21 protein-coding genes are annotated in these 19,072 nt (G+C 56.5%); 11 read left to right on the forward strand and 10 right to left on the reverse strand.

Annotation, left to right across the window (positions count from 1 at the left end):
- Positions 1 to 112: 112 nt before the first annotated feature.
- On the forward strand, positions 113 to 1,309 hold the full coding sequence (locus ISP18_RS04785) for a citrate/2-methylcitrate synthase (protein WP_380017519.1): 1,197 nt from the start codon (positions 113 to 115) through the stop codon (positions 1,307 to 1,309).
- A gap of 168 nt (positions 1,310 to 1,477) precedes the next feature.
- On the opposite strand, the gene ISP18_RS04790 is transcribed toward ISP18_RS04785, so the two are convergent.
- The gene (locus ISP18_RS04790) at positions 1,478 to 1,750 is read right to left on the reverse strand and encodes a hypothetical protein (protein WP_380017521.1); all 273 of its coding nucleotides are present in this window, start codon (positions 1,748 to 1,750) and stop codon (positions 1,478 to 1,480) included.
- A gap of 111 nt (positions 1,751 to 1,861) precedes the next feature.
- Entirely contained in the window at positions 1,862 to 2,644 is a 783-nt protein-coding gene (locus tag ISP18_RS04795) for an MlaA family lipoprotein (protein ID WP_380017523.1), read from the reverse strand.
- Between the two features lie 245 nt (positions 2,645 to 2,889).
- Between ISP18_RS04795 and ISP18_RS04800 the strand changes: the two genes are divergently transcribed.
- Together ISP18_RS04800 and ISP18_RS04805 are read left to right on the forward strand one after the other, a co-directional pair.
- The gene (locus tag ISP18_RS04800) at positions 2,890 to 3,600 is read left to right on the forward strand and encodes a response regulator (protein WP_380017618.1); all 711 of its coding nucleotides are present in this window, start codon (positions 2,890 to 2,892) and stop codon (positions 3,598 to 3,600) included.
- A gap of 56 nt (positions 3,601 to 3,656) precedes the next feature.
- The gene (locus ISP18_RS04805) at positions 3,657 to 4,964 is read left to right on the forward strand and encodes a HAMP domain-containing sensor histidine kinase (RefSeq protein WP_380017525.1); all 1,308 of its coding nucleotides are present in this window, start codon (positions 3,657 to 3,659) and stop codon (positions 4,962 to 4,964) included.
- Between the two features lie 72 nt (positions 4,965 to 5,036).
- On the opposite strand, the gene ISP18_RS04810 is transcribed toward ISP18_RS04805, so the two are convergent.
- A complete protein-coding gene (locus ISP18_RS04810) occupies positions 5,037 to 6,128 on the reverse strand; it encodes a YncE family protein (RefSeq protein WP_380017527.1) in 1,092 nt (363 codons plus the stop codon).
- Between the two features lie 285 nt (positions 6,129 to 6,413).
- Between ISP18_RS04810 and ISP18_RS04815 the strand changes: the two genes are divergently transcribed.
- The 4 genes from ISP18_RS04815 to lptG all read left to right on the forward strand — a co-directional run bounded on the left by ISP18_RS04815 (position 6,414) and on the right by lptG (position 10,688).
- On the forward strand, positions 6,414 to 6,731 hold the full coding sequence (locus ISP18_RS04815; RefSeq protein ID WP_380017529.1) for a hypothetical protein: 318 nt from the start codon (positions 6,414 to 6,416) through the stop codon (positions 6,729 to 6,731).
- Positions 6,732 to 6,755: 24 nt separating this feature from the next.
- A complete protein-coding gene (locus ISP18_RS04820) occupies positions 6,756 to 7,550 on the forward strand; it encodes a MipA/OmpV family protein (protein ID WP_380017531.1) in 795 nt (264 codons plus the stop codon).
- A gap of 466 nt (positions 7,551 to 8,016) precedes the next feature.
- Positions 8,017 to 9,597 (forward strand): ArnT family glycosyltransferase, encoded by a 1,581-nt coding sequence (locus ISP18_RS04825; RefSeq protein WP_380017535.1) that lies wholly within the window; start codon positions 8,017 to 8,019, stop codon positions 9,595 to 9,597.
- Positions 9,594 to 10,688, forward strand: a complete 1,095-nt coding sequence (lptG, locus tag ISP18_RS04830; RefSeq protein WP_380017537.1) for an LPS export ABC transporter permease LptG — start codon at positions 9,594 to 9,596, stop codon at positions 10,686 to 10,688. The genes ISP18_RS04825 and lptG overlap by 4 nt, the downstream gene beginning before the upstream one ends.
- Before the next feature lie 87 nt (positions 10,689 to 10,775).
- Here the strand turns inward: lptG and ISP18_RS04835 are convergent, their stop codons facing one another.
- From ISP18_RS04835 to ISP18_RS04845, 3 genes are all read right to left on the reverse strand, one after another.
- The gene (locus tag ISP18_RS04835; RefSeq protein WP_380017539.1) at positions 10,776 to 11,522 is read right to left on the reverse strand and encodes an SDR family NAD(P)-dependent oxidoreductase; all 747 of its coding nucleotides are present in this window, start codon (positions 11,520 to 11,522) and stop codon (positions 10,776 to 10,778) included.
- A gap of 42 nt (positions 11,523 to 11,564) precedes the next feature.
- Positions 11,565 to 11,870 (reverse strand): DUF427 domain-containing protein, encoded by a 306-nt coding sequence (locus tag ISP18_RS04840; protein ID WP_380017541.1) that lies wholly within the window; start codon positions 11,868 to 11,870, stop codon positions 11,565 to 11,567.
- Positions 11,871 to 12,099: 229 nt separating this feature from the next.
- Positions 12,100 to 12,948, reverse strand: coding sequence for an alpha/beta fold hydrolase (locus ISP18_RS04845; protein WP_380017543.1), 849 nt, complete (start codon positions 12,946 to 12,948; stop codon positions 12,100 to 12,102).
- Between the two features lie 180 nt (positions 12,949 to 13,128).
- Here ISP18_RS04845 and ISP18_RS04850 point away from each other — a divergent pair, with 180 nt between their 5' ends.
- The gene (locus tag ISP18_RS04850; RefSeq protein ID WP_380017545.1) at positions 13,129 to 14,028 is read left to right on the forward strand and encodes a LysR substrate-binding domain-containing protein; all 900 of its coding nucleotides are present in this window, start codon (positions 13,129 to 13,131) and stop codon (positions 14,026 to 14,028) included.
- Between the two features lie 338 nt (positions 14,029 to 14,366).
- Here the strand turns inward: ISP18_RS04850 and ISP18_RS04855 are convergent, their stop codons facing one another.
- Positions 14,367 to 15,107: an SDR family NAD(P)-dependent oxidoreductase gene (locus tag ISP18_RS04855; protein WP_380017547.1), complete on the reverse strand. Its 741-nt coding sequence runs from the start codon at positions 15,105 to 15,107 to the stop codon at positions 14,367 to 14,369.
- Between the two features lie 325 nt (positions 15,108 to 15,432).
- On the opposite strand from ISP18_RS04855, the gene ISP18_RS04860 reads away from it, so the two are divergent.
- A complete protein-coding gene (locus tag ISP18_RS04860) occupies positions 15,433 to 15,807 on the forward strand; it encodes a nuclear transport factor 2 family protein (protein ID WP_380017549.1) in 375 nt (124 codons plus the stop codon).
- A 48-nt stretch (positions 15,808 to 15,855) separates the two neighbouring features.
- Here ISP18_RS04860 and ISP18_RS04865 read toward each other — a convergent pair whose 3' ends face one another.
- A complete protein-coding gene (locus ISP18_RS04865; RefSeq protein WP_380017551.1) occupies positions 15,856 to 16,767 on the reverse strand; it encodes an AraC family transcriptional regulator in 912 nt (303 codons plus the stop codon).
- Positions 16,768 to 16,866: 99 nt separating this feature from the next.
- Between ISP18_RS04865 and ISP18_RS04870 the strand changes: the two genes are divergently transcribed.
- Both ISP18_RS04870 and ISP18_RS04875 read left to right on the forward strand, forming a co-directional pair.
- Complete coding sequence (locus ISP18_RS04870; RefSeq protein ID WP_380017553.1) at positions 16,867 to 17,610, forward strand: SDR family oxidoreductase; 744 nt, start codon at positions 16,867 to 16,869, stop codon at positions 17,608 to 17,610.
- A gap of 99 nt (positions 17,611 to 17,709) precedes the next feature.
- Positions 17,710 to 18,135 carry a hypothetical protein gene (locus ISP18_RS04875; protein ID WP_380017555.1) on the forward strand — a complete coding sequence of 142 codons (426 nt, stop codon included), beginning with the start codon at positions 17,710 to 17,712 and terminating at the stop codon, positions 18,133 to 18,135.
- Between the two features lie 167 nt (positions 18,136 to 18,302).
- On the opposite strand, the gene ISP18_RS04880 is transcribed toward ISP18_RS04875, so the two are convergent.
- Complete coding sequence (locus ISP18_RS04880; protein ID WP_380017557.1) at positions 18,303 to 18,629, reverse strand: carboxymuconolactone decarboxylase family protein; 327 nt, start codon at positions 18,627 to 18,629, stop codon at positions 18,303 to 18,305.
- Positions 18,626 to 19,045 carry a (R)-mandelonitrile lyase gene (locus tag ISP18_RS04885; protein WP_380017559.1) on the reverse strand — a complete coding sequence of 140 codons (420 nt, stop codon included), beginning with the start codon at positions 19,043 to 19,045 and terminating at the stop codon, positions 18,626 to 18,628. Before ISP18_RS04885 ends, ISP18_RS04880 begins: the two co-directional genes overlap by 4 nt.
- Between the last annotated feature and the right edge of the window lie 27 nt (positions 19,046 to 19,072).

The raw sequence follows: 19,072 nt of genomic DNA on the forward strand, positions 1-19,072 counted from the left end.
TTGCACTGCAACATCAAAGACATACGTTACACATTGACTCCCCGGGCATACATTGCGTAATTTGCAATTACGTAGTCAATCTTGATTTTTTTTATCAATGTGAGAGGTGTGTATGTCAACCGACGACGAGCTTTATGTGGACTCCACCGAGGCGACACGCATGCTCGGCGTCAGCTTGCAGACGCTCTATGCGTACGTGAGTAGAAAGCAGTTGCGATCGGAGCGAATTAAGGGATCGCGATCACGCAAGTACTGGAGAGCTGACGTCGAACGCCTCGCAGGCTCCGTGTCAGAACAGGTTTTTCCAGCCTCGCCGGCAGCGCTGGTATCTGAAACAAAAATTACCTTGCTTACCGCCGGGGGCATGTATTTTCGCGGACACGATGCCATTGCCTTGTCGCAACATGCCACGCTCGAATCGCTTGCCGCGTTGCTATGGCAAGTTGAAGAAGCGTCGGTGTTTAGTGACCCTCCCGTGGATGCGTCAGACGTGTGGCATCAGCTCCGGCCGAGTCTTAGTGAGCTAAGTGCTCCAGAGCGCATGATTGCCATGTTCCCTATGATCGAACGCGCAAATGTGCGCTCGTACGAGCTCTCCCCGCAGAGCTATGCAAGGACGGGCGCCGACGTTCTTCGCTGGTGTGCGACGCTGTTGGTCAAGGCACCGAAACCGAGCACTCAACCTTTGCATTTGTTTGTATCGAAAGCGCTCAAGACAGAGCCGGGCTTCGATGATGTTATTCGCCGACTTCTTGTTCTAGCGGCTGATCATGAGTTTGATCCCATCACCTTTGCAGTGCGGACGGTTGCCAATGTGGGCGTGACGGCTTACCAGGCAGTCACTACAGGACTTATCGCTTCGCAGGGGCAGCGCTTTCAGGCAGAACGCTACGGAAGTGCCATGCGCTTTCTTCACGAGATCCTGGCCAGCAAGAATGGACGTATGGCGGTTGTACGCCGATTGCGCAGCGGTGAGTCGATGCCTGGGTTTAGCGAACATACCCATGACCCACGAACGATCGCGCTCATGGATTCACTGGAGCGCTCGCTGCGCGGTAGTCGCGAGTTGCGGCGTATTCGTGAAGCAGAGTGCACCGTAAAGGAGGCATCGGGTGCCTCCATGGAATTCATCGTCCCGGCGCTATTCGTTGGCCATCACCTTGGACTCCATGGCGATGAACTTTCTATCGCTGCACTCGGACGCATGGTCGGATGGATTGCGCACGCGATGGAACAATTTCACGGCAGCCCGCTCATCCGGCCAAGGGCTAGTTACGTCGGCCCGCTTCCAACGGACGCAAGTTCGTAAACCGACTACGTAATTTTCATCGAGTACCGGTCACGAACTTTTATCCTGCAGTGAAATCAATCGTCAGGCGGCTAGTGGCGAAGGTCGACAGACAACAAGCACATCGGCATCCCTATTTGATACCGCGCCGTTAAAAGCGTTTTCTTTGATTGACTTTCAATTTCCTATTTACGACATTGGATCAATTGGAGTCGCATCGCGTTCGCCCGCGGCAATCGCGCGCAGCATATCCAGAAGAAGATCTGCTTCACCGTTCTTAAGAAGCTCTTCTCCGGTCAACCCACCGAACTCATAAATCGGGTCGAACAAGAACCAGTTGATACGCTTTTCGAAGTCAGGCTCCAACTGCTTTGCCGCGTGCATAATCCGCCGACGGTCGATGGCAAGTGCCTTTACGGATCTCGTGGAAATCAACGAATCTCTCGGAAGCACGTTTGGCATATACCCACCTTCTTCACATCAACGTAGACGACCATCGGAAAAACGATCCCTTATCAGGGACAGGATGGTGGTCAGAGAAGCCTCGATATTTCTTGCAATACCGCTGCCTGCTCACGGAGCAATTTTTGGCTCGGATTCGCCTTTGCCCTCTACGTCATGATGGGTCGACCTGACCGACCCTACTTTTCCTTCCATGACGAATCGAGCGCGTTGCTTGATCTTTAGGTCGCGTATCGCGGCATAGTAGTCATCCGACTTTTCGAGTCGATCCGTCACAGGCAATGCGCGAGCACGGCCATCAACGATGCCACCAACGGATTTGGCAGTATTCAACGCAGTAACGACAGTCGATGGACTCTGTCCCAATGGATTTATGAAGCCGCCAACAACAGTGCCTACCGTGTCACGTACATTCAAAGATCCCAATATGGGGATCTCCAACACTCGCCCTGGACCCATACCCCAGACTCCAAAGGTTTGTCCGAGATCCGCGTTGTGATAGGGCATGCCCATATGCTTGGCCACATCAATGAAGCCCCCGATGCCGATCGTGGAGTTGACCACGAAGCGCCCGCCCGTCGTAAGCGATCGTAGTGCGTTACCCTGCAAAACGTCGTTAACCAGGACTTCGGGTTCGCCTAAATTCTGCACAAAGTCATGCACCCCTAAACGCACGGGCGTAGGAAGATGCGTGTAGCCTCGTGCGATGGGTCGCGTGATGGCATGATCAAAAGCAACATTGAAAGAAAATACCTTCCTATTGAAGTGTTCGCTTGGGTCAGCCGGAGATGGCGGAGAAGGCTGACTTGGCTGCTTAACGCTGCCTGCACACCCGCTCACGGATGCACACACAAGCAATAACGCGACCCAAATATAGAAGCGCTTTTCATGCATCCAGGTTGCTGTAGCTGGTAGGGCAACCGCCTTGCGAGAAGCGCATAAATTTTTAACACGTTGGTCGTACGCTGGCACGGATAGCCACCTACTCTTCGCGGGGAGGCGTCTATCATGTGCCCGCTTTCTGTCCTGATTTTTTCTGGTTTATTCAATTCCTGACGCATGATTTCCATATTGAAATAAATGACAAGTCGTTAAAAAAAAACTATAAATACGCCTTTCCATCAGGAACTTTTTCGAAAATGCAAAGCATCCTCATAGTGGATGATGACGAGGAAATTCGAGCGCTTCTGCAGCAGTTCTTAAAAAAGAACGGCTATGACGTTGTGACCGCCGCAAGCGGCATTGAGATGGATAAGTGTATGAAGGAACGCACTTACGATCTCGTTGTGGTCGACGTCATGCTTCCCGGTGAAGATGGATTCAGTCTTTGCGCACGTCTCAGGGCTACGTCACGCGTATCGATCATTATGGTTACCGGTGTAAGCGAAACAACAGATCGCATCGTTGGGCTAGAGCTCGGCGCCGAGGACTATCTGAGCAAACCGTTCGATGCTCGCGAATTACTAGCGCGTATTCGTGCAGTGCTACGCCGAGCCGGAAATTCAAGGAACGATGTCAAATCCAACGGTCGGCCTGTCCTACGTTTTGCTGGGTGGCAACTTGACGTCACTCGGCGCGAACTCCGTTCACCGGATAAGACACTGATTCCACTCTCGGGTGGAGAATTTGAGTTGCTTGTTGTGTTTGCAGAACATCCTCAGCGTGTGTTGAGTCGTGAACAACTCATTGACATGGCCAGAGGGCCGATGCACGACGCGTTCGACCGTAGCATTGACGTGCAAGTTAGCCGTCTGCGTCGAAAGATCGAGAGTGATCCATCCAATCCGGAAATCATCAGGACGATTCGGAATGGAGGCTATATGTTTATGGCGACGGTGGAGCGCGTCTGATGTTGGTTAGCCGGTGGTCGAGCGACACTATTGCGCGATGGTTCGCGGCGAACATTGTGATCGCTGTGATCGCCTGCATTGGCCTGAATGCTCTCTTCCTGCAATTCGCCGGTGTTTGGGCACGCCCCTCATTGATCGAGACTGGTTTGCTTGATCAAGCGGCGGCTATTACGAGAGTCATGGCTACCACGCCTCGCACGTCTCGCCCCATGATTGCGGCAGCGGCGAGCAATCAACTTTATCGCGTTGCCTGGTATTCGAGTCGAGCCGAACTTCCACCAAACGCTGACTGTGGCGTCGAACTGTACGGTGGAGTGGAAAAGCTAAGAAAGTTGCTGGAGCGGCCCGATACAAGGGTAATCGGCTGTGATCAAGAGCGCGCAATGAGAAGGGGGGCTGCGATGCAAGGCTACACTTTGTCCATCAGCCTACCCGACGACTCATGGGTGCAATTCAGTACAGCCTTTCGTAGCTGGGGTATCGACGCCAGACTAAGATATGCGCTAACTGTCGCTTTCGTGGTCATGTCAAGCATTCTTGTCGCAGCGTTGGCCAGCCGACGCCTTGCGAGACCCATGGAGCGCTTCGCACGTGCAGCGCAGCGATTCGGCGCCGATGTCAACGCCCCTCCCATGCAAGTTAAGGGGCCAGTAGAGTTTCAGTCCGCCATGAATGCCTTCAACGACATGCAGGCGCGCATCCAGCGCTTTATAACTGACCGCACCACAATGCTTGCCGCGATCTCGCATGACTTGCGAGCCCCTCTGACGCGGTTGCGCTTGCGTGGAGAGTTTGTCGAGGATGTAGAACAACAGAAGAAACTCTTTCGCGACGTAGATGAAATGCAGGCGATGGTTAATTCTGCACTGAGCTTCTTCCGCGATGACGGTATTCAGGAAGCGATAACGCGCTTCAACCTGAGCGAAATGGTCAACACGGTGCTCGACGATTTTCGAGACGCGGGTGAAAACGTGTCATATCACGGGCTCCTTAATGAGGTGTATGTTGGAAGACCGCTTTCGCTTCGACGCGCCATCACCAACGTCATAGACAACGCCATCAAGTATGGCGGTTCGGTGAGCGTTTCGATGCGTGCGACTCATAGCGACGTAGTGATAGTCGTTGACGACGAAGGAGATGGCATTCCTAGCGAGCTTCATGAAACAGTATTCCGACCATTCTTCCGAAACGAACCATCACGCAGCAGAAAAACAGGCGGCATCGGCCTTGGCTTGAGCGCAGCTCGCTCAACGGTGAGAGGACATGGCGGCGACATATTGCTCGTCAACCGCCAACCTCGTGGACTGAGTGTGCACGTTATGTTGCCACGTACTGAAATGCCTCTTCCTGGACAAAACGCCTGACTTTCATCAAAGATCACCCTCGTCAGTCGGCACTGATTCATCCATGACATGGCTCTTCGTGTGCGTAGAGAACTATTTCATGGTCATCAATAGAATTCGGAAAGTTCCATCCTTTTGCTTGAAGCCTGTCAGCCCGATGGTGTAGTCCGCAGTGGGTAGATAGAGCCAACCGGTTCTGGTGTCTAACGCACCTGTACGTGCCCCGACTGCGGTGGTCGTTCTATCGGCAATACCAAGCCCTGTACTGGTCTCTGGAATGGCAAATAGAGTACCTTCGAGCGCACAGGGTATGATGAAACGTTTCCTTTTCGCATCGAAGATCACGTCATCAGGGATTTTGTCGATATCGAAGGAAGTCATGAACGAACCGGTCTTGGCACGCAGTGCAACGGCTTTTCGGTTGCGGCACGCAGACACGAGTATGTTCTCGCTTGGGTCAATGCCTAGACCCGTCGGTTGACTACAACCAGGTAGCGTGTAATAGCCAACCACCTTCCGACTCTTCGTATCCAGCACAGCGACCTGTGCTCGATCGGTTACGTTGATATAGATATGCCCAGCGCCATCGGAGACAGCAAACTCAAGCTTCCCGCCAACCGAAATGTCATTCAACAACTTCCCGGCTGCTGGATCGATCACGGTCACAGTTCCATCATCACTATCCATGACATACGCAAGCTTGGAAAAAGTGTCATAGACCGCTACGTCAGGGCCTTTTCCCGTGGGGATGCGAAATATCTGGGCTCCGTTGCTCTGTTCTGAGATAACCGCAGTATTCGTTCCTTCGTTGGTACTCAGCAACCTTCCACCGGGCAGTACGATCACGTCGTTGACGTGCTCACCCTTCACAAATGTCCGGGTGATGTCACCTGTAAATAGGTCAAGCTTCATCACACCGTCGCCTCGCGCCAAATATAGTTGCCCAGCGCGCGCATCGATAGATAGGTGGTCGAACGACCCATCAGGACCTGGAATCGATTCGATAACACGGTAATGAGGGCCATCGGATCGACCACTGTCGGCATATGAAGCCTGATGGACTAAGCCTAGAAGAATTGCAGTCAATATCAGCAAAGCGATGAGCAAGCGCATCTGAATAGGTCCTCCAAACGGAATCACTAGACTAGGCTTGCCGTCTAAACGCTTTGTGTCCGCCTTGTTCATGCCTGGAAATCATATTTCCCATCCGACACATGCAATGAATAGGCATTGTCGACATAACGATCGATTTTTCGCGCACATGCAGTGCTTTATGCTTGGCTAGCGTTCTTTCATTCAGCAGGATCGACTGCTGAGTGAAACGCCACTTATTTATTTGAGTAAATATTTTCGACATAAGTACTTATGTTTCTCATGAGTAATATTATTTCCGCTGCGTTTTAGTTGGGACATACGCAAGACATATCAGCTTGCAAGCATCAGTCGTCCCTGCAGCGATCGTATTTCTCCATGCGTTCTATCGAAAAAGTAGTCATAAAACGTGACATGGACGCGATTTCAGGCGGAGATCCATCGATCACGCACGACAATTCAATTTATAAGATTTTTGCCCCGACAACATCTTCAGTACTCGTACCAACGATGAACGCTATCGATTGCGCGCTCAATCACATTGCACGCCTTTCATCGTGTTCGATTGCAAAAGCCAATCGCGTTATAGGCCAACGGCGATTTTCGTATCTGGAAATTACTAACAACAGTCATTACCAAGCCCCTGGCGAGCGTGCTGGAACCGTGCCCATCACGCTCGCCAACTTTCCTAAATAGAGCCTACCAAAGGACAGTAGACTGATGAGAAAAATCTATCCGCTCACACTTCTTATGATGGTGTCAGCCAGCGCATTAGCTCAATCGACGCCCTCGTCCGAAGATCAAGGTGAAGAACACACGCCACCCTTGAGAGTGGGCCTTGGCATTGTAGCTTCGGATCAAGGCTATGCTGGGCAAAGTACCCAGATAACACCCTTTCCTCTAATTGATTACGAAGGCCATCGATTCTTTGTTCGTGGCGCCACAGGAGGCGCGCACCTGGTCAAATTTGATGGTGTGGTGATCGATGCCATCGTGACAGCAGGCTTTACCAGCATCAATGAAAGAGACTTCAGCCGGACTGATCTCGCGCGACGCGGGGTTAATCGAGACGACCTTCAAGATCGCAAACACAGTATCGACGCGGGCGTTGCTGCCACATGGAAGAGCGTGGCCGGACAAGTGAGGGTTGTCGCCAAGTCTGATATATCGGGAAGCAGCGAAGGGCAGGAATACTCCGTTGAATATGGGTACCCCTTCCACTTTGCAGGATTCAAAATCACACCGAGTGTCGGAGCGACCTTTCTGTCCCGCAAAGTCGCTGACTATTACTACGGCATACATCCTCAAGAAGTGCTGAGGGGCGTTCCGGCTTACGAGCCCGGCGGGTCGCTTATTTCGGAAGTTAGCGTCGGCCTAACGAGACCCATTGGCGAGAAATGGGCTTTGATGATGAGCGCAACATACACGTCACTTCCCGACAAGATAAGCCACAGCCCACTCGTCGACAGCAGTCACGGGAGCACGGTAATGATCGGCTTTACCAGAGCCTTTTAGTGCGCTCAAGGCTTTCGTCGCGCATGCGCAAGCTTCCCTGTCAATTAGGTGTTTGAGAGATAGATCTTTCGCCAAAGAGTGCTTTCGAATGGCGAGTTCATCAGAAGAAATCGGATGAGGCGGTGCAGATGAGCGCTCGACGCTTTGCAATGGAGCGAAGCTCCAGCCTGCTATTGGCCAGCTCTTTACCTGCGGTCATCACAAGGATCATTACACGGATCTCGCCTTGGTTATTTCGCGAGCTTCATCTCATGCCGGCTTCACCTCGTAAGCAGTCCGATTTCTCCGTATTCGAAGCAGCACCAACGTGGTCATGCGAAGGGTTCCACGCCTTGCAAGCCGAATGGATACCTCACTCCGAACGCAGCGCAGTTGAAGCTTTCATCGGCGTGCCGCCAACGCACGTCGTCGATCGTGCGACGCGCAAAGCTAATCCCGCACACACCCATTCCCTCCACGCCGTCGCATGAACATCGCCGCCTTGCCCACTGCGCGCGGTGCGGAAGCGCCGGTTGACGAACGGAACAGCGATCGGCCTCACGGATGGGCGACATGCCGGGCGCAGCTTGTCTACGTCTGGTTGAGCCTGTTGCTACTGGTGTTGGGGCTCTCGTTCCAGGGAACGCGTGCCTTGTGGAATACCGACGAGGGCCGGTATGTTGACAATGCGCTGCAGATGCTGGACTCGGGTGATTATTTGGTACCGGCCTACAACGCCGACCATAAAAACTTCACCAAGCCACCGCTGATGCTCTGGGCGATCGCCGCCGCCGTCCGCGTGATGGGGCGTAACACCTGGGCAGTGCGCACGCCGCCTGCGCTGGCCTTCGTGCTGACCGCGCTGCTGCTATGTGGGATGGGTAGTCGCTTGCTGCCCGGCAAGGCCTGGCTGCCAGGTTTGGTTTACGGCTGCACCGTGGCGCCGTTCATCGCAAGCAATGTCGTGAGCACCGATGATCTGCTCACGCTGTGCGAAGCGCTTGCGATGTGGGGGTTTGTCCAGGCGGCATTCGGCGCCAGCGAAGCACCGCGTCGTCCTGTGCTATTGATGTGGCTGGGTTTCGGGCTGGCGTTCCTCACGAAGGGGCCACCCGGTCTGCTGCCGCTGCTGGGCATCGTTCTCTTCATCGCGCGGCGCGATGGCCTGCGCGCGTTGCGCCGCTTCTTTCCGTGGACGGGGATGGCGGTGTTTGCCGTGGTCGGGTTGGCCTGGTACGCGATCGTCATGGTGCACGATCCACGGTTGGTCGATTACTTCCTGCGGTATGAGCTGTTCGATCGCGTGTTCACGTCAACCCAAGGCCGCAACCCGCAGTGGTACGGCTGGCTGACCGCTTACGGCCCGGTGTTCGTGTTCGGGACATTGCCGTGGTGGCCCCTGCTGTGGCCCGCATGGCAGGCCGCCTTGTTGCCGCGGAATTGGCGCCGCGGGTGGCACGAGCGATCGCCGGCGCTCTTCCTGGCGTTGTGGTTGACCCTTCCGCTGCTCATCTTCTGTATCGCGCGCTCTCGGTTGCCGGTGTATGTGCTGCCATTGTTTTTGCCGATGGCGTTGATGATCGCGCTGGCCTTGCGCGATCGGATTGATCTTGCGTCGTGGCGCCAGCGCTTCATGCTCGGTGTCTGGCTGGTACTGCTGCTCGCGATGAAGGGTGGCGTGGCGTTGTACGCACACCCGCTCTCCGACGACCGGGTGTTCGCCCGGCAGTTGGCGTCCCGGGTGGGCGAGACCGAGTATTCGGCGATAGCGTTCGTTGAAGCCGCCGATTCCACGGTCGCCATGGAAGAACATACGCCATGGGGTATGCGGCTGTACCTCGACAAGCCCATCTATGCCGTCGCATGGCAGGGGCCGCAGGCCGCCCAGACCATCTGCCTGCTATCGGATCGGCATCCCTCGTTGCTGCTGATCGTCGATGGTTCCCTTGACGGCGCCGCCCTGCCCGCCGTGTTGGCGCAATGTCCGGGACGACAGGATGTGAAACTCGGTTCATGGTCCACGGCACACGTGGCGCTGCTGCACCGGAGCGCGGCGTTGGCGCCATGAGCCCATGGATCAAACGGGTCGATCTGCTGGTGGGCTTGACCGTGCTCGGCTGGGTGCTGATGACGTGGTTCATTCTGGTGGGCTTGGATACGGCCCTGCAGTTCATGCGTCAGATCCGCTTCGTCGGGCAGAACGGGTTCACCGTGAGCAACGCCGCGTTCTATGTTTTCGTCACCGTCCCGCGCCGGATGTACGAAATGTACGGGTCGGCCGCCCTGATCGGCGGCCTGTTGGGATTGGGCGGACTGGCCTCGACGGGTGAGCTGACCGCGCTGCGCGCCGCCGGCATGTCACGTCTGCGTATCGCCGTCTCAGCGGTGGGGGTGGTGGCGGTGCTGATCGTCGGTGTCGTGATCATGGGCGAAACCATCGGTCCCTGGGGCGATCAACAGGATCAAGCGATCCAGATGCGCTTGCGGACAGGAAGCATGGATGTCGGTCAAAACGGCCTCTGGGCACGCGATGGCGATCGCATCATCAATGCCAAGCAAAGCATCCTTCACGACAACGACGGGCATGCGTGGGTGCAATTGATCGACGTGAACGTCTTCACGCTGGCGCCGGACGGTGAACTGAGCCGATTCGATCACGCCGATAACGCCCAGCATATCGGTAGCCAGTGGATACTCGGTCACGTGCGCAGCAGCGTCATCGACGACGACGGGGTGCACAGCACCACCCGTGCCCATGAGCGATGGGCCTCGCAGCTCGATCCGGACGTGCTCGAAAAATCGATGATCCAGCCGCAGTACCTCTCGATGCGCGACCAGTTGCGCAACATCCACTACCTGGAACGCAACCACGAAAATTCCACGGCCTATGCGTCGCCGTTCTGGGGACGCGTGATGTACCCGCTGAATGTGCTCGTGCTTATGTTGAGCGCAATGCCGTTCGCGTTCGGCACCTTGCGCTCGGGTGGCGCGGGCAGGCGTATTTTTCTGGGCATCCTGCTGGCGCTCACGTGGTACTTCGGCCAGAAGGCCATCGTGACCTTCGGCGTGGTGTACGGCTTGTCGCCCATGCTGGCGAACCTGTTCCCGGCGACACTGACTTCGGTGCTCGCCTGGGGCTATTTCAGGCAGCTTGCTTGAACAGCAACGTAGAGACTATTACTTAACTGCGATGCAAGTTCGTAAACCGATTACGTGATTTTTGTTGAGTATCGGTCACAAAAACCCTCACAGCTTCGAACCACCATCCACCTGCAAAATATCGCCAGTGATCCAACGCGCTTCGTCCGAGGCGAGAAAGGCGACAGCACCTGCGATGTCGTCCGGCTGTGCAAGACGCTTGAGCGCTTGCATGCCCATCGCAACGTTCCGGCCTTCCTCGGTCTTGGTGAAATTGGACATATCCGTTTCCACCACACCTGGCGCCACCGCGTTGACACGAATACCTCGCGGCCCAAGGAATGCGGCGAGATGCTTGACCAAGGTGTCTACGGCACCCTTGGTCGCCGCATAGGCGGATAGATTGCCCACTGCGGCGCGTGCGACGAGCGACGAGGTGAAGATGATGTTGCTGCCCGAGCACATGGTTGGCAGCAGCTGCTGGACCAGGAAATACGGCGCGCGCACATTGACGGCAAAGAGCTGGTCGAAGTCCTCAACGCTGATCTCTTCGATCGACACTGCCTTCGAGATGCCTGCATTGGCGACAAGAATGTCCAATCGATCGCCGATGATGCTTCGCACATGCTTGGCCAATTGGTGCGGGCCATTCGGCGTACTCAAATCGGCGCCGACTTTCTCGGCACGGCCGCCTGACTGGCGAATTTCTTCCACCACCGCGTCGGCTTCTTTCTGTGCGCTGCTGTAATGGACCAGAACCTGTGCACCGGCTTTGGCGAGTGCAAGCGCCGCGGCTCGGCCGATGCCGCGCGATGCGCCTGTTACCAGGGCAGTTTTGCCACTGAGGTTGCTCATGAGGTTTCTCCGCTCATATGGGAAATCGAATGAAAGGGAAAATCAATGGTCGAGTTCTTCAATCGCCTCGACACGATCCGGATAGAACGCAACGTGGGCCTTTATCAGAGCAACCGCGTCGTAGGGATGCTCATACGTCCACACCGCATTCACAGCACGCTCGCCGCCGACCGGCACGCTGTAGTAAGCGCACTCACCCTTGTAGGGGCAATAGGTGGCGTGGTCCGTGCGCTCCAGCAGCGACATGTCTACATCTTGGCGAGGAATGTATTGGACTGCCGGGTAGCCAGCCTCTTTTAGCGTGAGCGCGTCGCGCGTGTCGGCGACAACGCGGCTTGCGACTCTCACAACGACGCGCCGTGCGTTGCGTTCGATCGTGATGGGATGATCCGGTCCAGGTATTTTGATCGTCCTGGCGGTGGAAGATGGGGGCTGTGTCACTGTCGTATCTCCTCGAAGGATGATGGTGGGAGAGTTGTCCACCTTGTGGAAAACGGCGCGCAAGAAATGAGGCGGAGTGGGCTCGCGATCAGCTACTCAATGCAGCCATCGCTCCAAGTGAACGTGCCTGTAAAAGCTATTCAGCGTCCAGGAAGAGCTTGGCGTGCTGGACGAAGAGCTCGGGATATTGGTGGTGGGCGCCGTGATTGGCATCGGGATAAAGAATGAGCTGCGCATTGGGGATGTGCTGCTGTAGCAAGTAGGAGTTGATGGTTGGGATGATGATGTCGTTGTTGCCATTGACGACCAGGGTCGGCTGACGCAGCTCCTTCAAATGGGCGTAAGTCTTGTCCTTCTCCGCCCCATAGGCAGCGATAGCAGCGGCTTGGGCTTGAACCGTCTCCATTGAGACCTCCACGTCCTGGTCCTTACGTGCTGTGATGCGCGCCAGGTAGGCGTGACCGGCAGCCTGGCTGGCCTCAGAAGGAGTGAACAGAATCGGCAGCCACATCTCCTCTTGATGCTCGTACTTTTTGAAAAAGAGCGCCTCGATGTCGGGAGGGAGTTCGCCAAGGCCCTCACCACCGCGCGGCGCGGTGCCAATTAGCACGAGCCGACGCGCGAGCTCGGGCCGATCGAGAGCTACCTGCTGAGCGATCAGACCGCCCATCGAATGGGCCAGCAGGTCAACCGTGCTGAGGCCCAGAGCATCAATGAAAGCCTCGGCGTCGCGCGCGGCCTGCTCGATCGTGTTCGGCGTGGTACCAGTCGAGGAGGCGACCCCGGCGTTGTTGAAGAGGATGACCTCGCGGTCGGCTGCGAACGCGTCAGTCAGCGCCGAGTCGTGGTCGTCCAGGTTGCCCATGAAGTGTTGAAAGAAGACCAACGGGACACTGCTCTTGGCACCGAAGCGGCGGTACGCGAAGCGGATACCGTTGATGCTGACGAACTGGGTAGGGGCTGTTTGATGCGTGTGGATGGTCATGTCAGCGCTTCTCGGAAAGGGTTGAAGCCGGAATCGCGGGGCAGCTGGGAAACCTTTTGGGCATCGCTGTCGATTCGAGCCCCTGCACCACTGCGAGAAATGTAAGCGTCTATAGCGCGCATGAAAAAGACTTTGTAAGCTGGCTCCCATGCCTCATAGGCATGACAGGGAAAAGAACCCTTGGAATTGCGCCATCTTCGATATTTCGTTGCGGTCGCCGAAACAGGCAGCCTGACGGTGGCTGCCGAACGACGACTGCACACTTCGCAGCCGTCGCTGAGTCGGCAGATCAAGGACCTTGAAGATCAGGTGGGTGCGGACCTGCTGATCCGTAGTGCGCGCGGGGTAACGCTTACCGAGGCAGGCAAGGTGTTCTTCGATCATGCGCGCCTGGCACTGAGTCAGGTGGACGCCGCTATCGAAGCAGCGCGCAAGGCTGCGCAACCGAGCAAGCAGCATTTCGCACTAGGCTTTCTCACCGGGCAAGAAATGACTTGGCTGCCAGAAGCCATGCACATTCTTCGCGCCGAACTACCCAACATAGACGTCACCGTTTCAAGCGACTACTCGCCGGATCTCGCCGAAGCAGTGGTGCGTGGCAAATTGGATCTCGCATTCTTGCGCGCAGAACCTGATTACGATCTCGTCTACCACTCGGTGATACGCGAACCGCTGGTAGTGTTGATGCCCAGCGATCATCGGCTGGTGTCGCGTGACAAGATTCGCCCCAAGGATCTTATAGGTGAGCCGTTCATCGGCATGGGGAACAAGGCTACGGTGCTGCGTGCAGTCATCGATGACTACCTTGAACGATCCGGCATTGACATCACGCCGGAGCAAGTAGTCGACAACCCCGCGATGGTGATGTCACTGGTAGCCTCGACACGCGGCCTGACGCTGATTCCCGCTTATATGCAGAAGCTCATGCCCTGGTCGGTGGTCAGCCGCCCACTGATAGGCGAGCCGCCAACAATCGATTTGACGGTTGGCTACAGCAAGTCGAACCCCTCGCCCATCCTGAAGATGTTCCTGTCACACCTGGATGACTTGATCGCACGTGTTTCAAAACCTAAGCCATGAATTGAAAGTGAGGAGGGTCGAATCAATTATTGAGCTTTTCATTATTCGCGACACCCTGGCGAAAAGGTCCGGTACTGCCTCGTCGTCATTCCGGCGAAGGCCGGAATCCAGTCTAAATACGCGTCCGAAGGACACAAAACCGTTTTTGCGTGCTTCGCACAACGTATTGAAACTGGATTCCGGCCTTCGCCGGAATGACGACGAGGCAAGATCGGGCATTTCTGCAAGGCGATCGTGCCTGCCGTAAATAATGGAAAACTCAATAGTTCATCGACTCTCCATCGCATCCGCACGAATGCTTCTTTCTTCAGCTCCGAAAGCCAAGTGCGTATGTTGGCTCAGGCATTCATGCCGCCATCCACCGTAAGGTTCGCTCCCGTGATGTACGAGGACTCCGGACCGGCGATGAACGACACCATTGCAGCGATCTCTTCAACGCGCCCGTAGCGGTCGAGCACAGTGGCGGCCTTCTGCGGTACCGCCCAATCACCTGACGCGGGATTCAGATCCGTATCGATCGGGCCCGGCTGGACGTTGTTGACCGTAATGCCCCGCTCCCCCACTTCTCTGGACAGCGCCTGAGTGAACATTTTGACGGCTCCCTTCGTGGCCGCGTAGGGCACCAGCCCGGGCGCAACGGCACGCTCGCCCACCGCAGAACCGATCATGATGATGCGACCACCATCCGTCATGTGCTTCAGCGCAGCCTGAGTCGTTGCGAATACACCGCGAATATTGATGTCGACCACGCGGTCCATCTCTTCCTGCGTCGCCTCCTCGAACGGTTTCGGAATGGCCGTGCCGGCATTGTTCACCAGTACATCCAGCCGGCCGAAGGTAGCGACGGCCTTTTCGACCGCACCTCTGACTACTCCGACGTTGGCAGCGTCCGCCTGGATCGCGATAGCCTTTCCACCCGTGAGTTCAATCGCTTTCACCACCGCCGAAGCTGCGGCGGAGTCCTTCGCGTATGTAATGGCCACGCTTGCGCCATCTGCGGCCAGGCGTTTGGCGATGGCTGCACCGATGCCCCGCGAGCCACCAGTAACGAGTGCTACTTTGTTGGTTAACTTAGTCATGTGATTTCCTCTAGTTCTCTGTGAACGACTCAGCACGCCATTGATTCAATGGATGATTCAATGGGTTGCCATCTGCAGCGACTGTAAGCTCTCGTGGAGCACACGAAAAAGACTTTATAAGCTGAGGGGCATACCTTTTAGGTATGGAACGGAGATGGAGCTGAGGCACTCCGTTATTTCGTAGCCGTGATCAAGCAAGGCAGCCTGACGACGATCGCGGAGTTCCAGATGGCATCACGACTTTTCCGTCATTTGGCTCTTTTCCAGGCGCGCCGATATCGCGATGCTGCCACGCCTTTTCACACAACAACCTTCGGAGTTTTCCATGCCAACACTCGAGACACTCGAGCGTTTTATCGCACTCGTTGAACGTAACGCACACATCGAAGCATGCGAGGAGTTCTATACCATCGATTCGACCATGCAGGAGAATCAGTCCCCGCCACGCGTCGGGCGCGATGCCCATATAAACAACGAGCGCATGGTTTTCTCTCGTGCCAAATCGGTAACGTCCACCTGTGTTCGCCCCGTATTCGTGCACGGCGATTGGGTCGTCATCCGCTGGGTATTTCGGTTCGACTGGCTTGACGGGAGCACCACACAGATGGAGGAGCTCGCCTATCAGCGATGGGAAGGTGAGCGCATCGCGCAAGAAACATTTTTCTACGATCCTGCGCAGCGAGTGCCAAAGAACCTTTAGGGATGCCCTGAATAAATCGTCGCCCCGGCGAGGCGCCATGCGCCGACATTACGCCCCTTGCGGCTCCTTCTGCTCCCGCGCATATCGCGTTGGCGGCACTCCGACATAGCGGGTGAATGCAACACTGAACGTGCTTGCGGAGCTGTAGCCGACACGCTCCGCAATTTCGGCGACACCGCCTTCGTTTCGTCGCAGCAGGTTCTTTGCCAAAGCCATGCGCCAGGCGAGTAGGTATTCCATCGGAGCAACGCCCACGGCGCGACTGAATCGCTCGAAAAACGCCGAGCGAGAGAGCGCAGCCTCTTTCGCCAGCTGCGCAACCGTCCAGGGCCGAGTCGGACTTTCGTGCATCTGCCGTATCGCGATCGCGAGTCGTGCGTCGGCAAGCCCGCGCACGAGGCCGGGCGATGCTGCCGTTCCCGCCGTGGATCGGAGGGCTTCGATGAGAATCACCTCCATCAGGCGTGCCAGGACGACATCACGCGCGGGCCGTTGCTCGCGCGATTCTTCTCTTACAAGTTGCACGAGAGTGGCCAGCCGCTTCTCGCCGCGAACGTGCACAACTTGCGGGAGGAGCGAAACCAGCAAGGCTGCGTCCGGCGAATCGAAAACGCAGTGACCCACCAGTAATCGAACATCCGGTGGACCGCTTTTAATACCCACTCTGACTTCGCCATTAAGCAACACGAAGGGCGAATCAATGTTCTCCGAGGTCGGCGGATCGAGGCTTGTCATCGTGAAGCCGTGCGCCGCGGGGATCAGGACAAAGTCGCCCTCCTGGAGGGCGATCGGCGCATGCCCGTCGACCACAATGCGGCTGGATCCGCCGAGGATCACGCAATAGTAGGGTTGCCCGTATTCCGCGCGTCGAACGCTCCAGCGGCCTGCGCCGTTGACGATTTTGGAGGCTCGGACGGCAGGCTGGAGCAGCGTGACAACCTCTGCGAGTGGATCGGTCATGACCGGACTCCTGCAAAAGAAACTCGGACTCCTGATTGTAGCGAGTCCTGCACCGGCGACCTATCGTTTCGGTATTGCAAACCGCCCACAGGAATTCCAATGAAAACTGTCCTGATCACCGGATGCTCGTCCGGGTTCGGCCTCGAAACCGCCCGGTATTTCCTCGATCGCGATTGGAAGGTCATCGCCACGATGCGCACACCGCGCGAAGACGTTCTGCCGCGTTCCGAGCATCTGCACATGCTCGCCCTCGATGTCACCGATCCGAAAAGCATTCGTCAGGCCGTGGATGCCGCAGGACCGATCGACGTGCTGGTCAACAACGCAGGGATCGGCGTGCTGAACGCGCTCGAAGGCACATCGATGGACATCGCGCGTGAAGTCTTCGAGACGAACACGCTCGGTACGATGGCGATGACCCAGGCGGTGCTGCCTCAGTTCCGGCAACGGAAGGCCGGCGTCATCGTGAACGTTACGTCGAGTGTGACGTTGAGGTCACTTCCTCTGCTTTCCGTGTACACCGCCAGCAAGGCAGCGGTGAACGCATTTACCGAGTCCCTTGCGCTGGAACTGAAGCCTTTCAATGTGCGAGTGAGCCTAGTGCTACCGGGACGGGCTCCAGAGACCCGCTTCGGTGAAAACGCACGGCCCCGGATGCAAGCTGGCTTCCCCGAGGCATACGCCGATCTTGTCCAGAGTGTCTTCGTGGGATGGGAGCAGTTGACGGCGATTACTCGATCGCAAGACGTGGCAGAAGCAGTGTGGCGTGCGGCGAACGATCCGTCGAGCCCGGTTCGCATGGCTGCCGGCGCTGATGCTGTGGCGTTGTCAGAAGCGCGCTGATGTTGCGAAAAATTTACGCCACACCGATGTTCTGGATATAGCAGCTTTACTTGGCCCGGCGCGAACATGCTCCCATCGAAAAACGGGTCAGGAGCAACTGTGACCATCATGATCATCCAAGGGCCGCATCCCGCCGCGAGCTCTCTAAGCAAGGAATTGCTAAGCCACCTCAAGCAGCTGGCGCTCGCCGCCGGCCGCACGGTGGAGGTCTGCACTTGCCATGGGTTGCGCGAACTCGTTGCACGCGTGCGCACCGCACGGCCTCAAACCACGGAATTCATGTTGCTTGCTCCCGGCAACCTTACCCAGCAAGTACATGAGCATCCCGAAGCGGGACTAAGCGACGCGCTGCGCGGACTGGGTATGCCCTATATCGAACTACAGGATGACTGTGATGCCAGCCTGGAAACCGGCCTTATTACGCACAACGGGCCGCTGGCGACCGTCGTTGTCAATGGCGATACCGGCGCCAGCTACCACATCGCATTGGGTATCGCCTTGAAGCGACTCCATGCCGCCATGTAAATACCACGCAGGTGAATCTGTGCCAGCCGTCCACCGGACAAGTTCAACAAATGATAGAACTCGTCTTACCGCTTCCGCGAACTTCTAGATCGAGTACGCACTCAGGCCATGTGACACCTCTTCACCTGCATGCTCAGTCTCCTTGTGTAGGCGGCATCGCCTGAAGCTCAGGCGCCTGCCTCCTCAAAGACTTTGCGAACAATCCCGATTGCCGTGCTGGCCGTTGGCCAGCCAGCGTAAAAGGCGAGATGCGTGATCAATTCAATAAGTTCATCACGCGTAACACCGTTCTGCAGCGCGTATTTCAAATGGAACGGAAGCTCATTGGTTCGGTAGAGTGCGATCAAGGTCGCAACGGTTATCAGGCTGCGGTCGCGTGGAGACAGGCCTGGCCGCTTCCACACATCGCCGAAGAGAACGTTGTCGGTATAGATGCTAAGGGCCGGTGCGATGTCGCCGAACGGACTGCGAAAGGCTGTGGGTTTGTCGCTCATCGCGCAGCCTCCTTGGTCGGGCCGACGAGATATTCCTCGTCCGTGACCTTCTCCATCCATTCCACCGCCTTGCCATCGAGCGCTTCTGTGACAGCGAGATGAGTCATGGAAGTAGTGGGCGTCGCGCCGTGCCAATGCTTGTGTCCGGGAGGACACCAGATAATGTCGCCGGCGCGAATCTCCACGATCGGACCGCCTTCACACTGCGTCCAACCGCAGCCGGTCGTGACGATCAACGTTTGGCCAAGCGGATGGGTGTGCCAGGCCGAACGCGCGCCCGGCTCGAACGTGACATAGGCGGTGGTGGCCCTTGCGGGAGCTGGCGGCGTGTTCAGAGGATCGATGCGAACCGTGCCCGTGAAATATTCGGCAGGGCCTTTTTGCGAAGGCTGCGAGCCAGCGCGTTTAAGTTCCATGGGTGATTTCCTCGCTATCTGTTGCGT

The organism is Dyella humi (genome assembly GCF_044904605.1).
GTDB lineage: Bacteria > Pseudomonadota > Gammaproteobacteria > Xanthomonadales > Rhodanobacteraceae > Dyella_B > Dyella_B humi.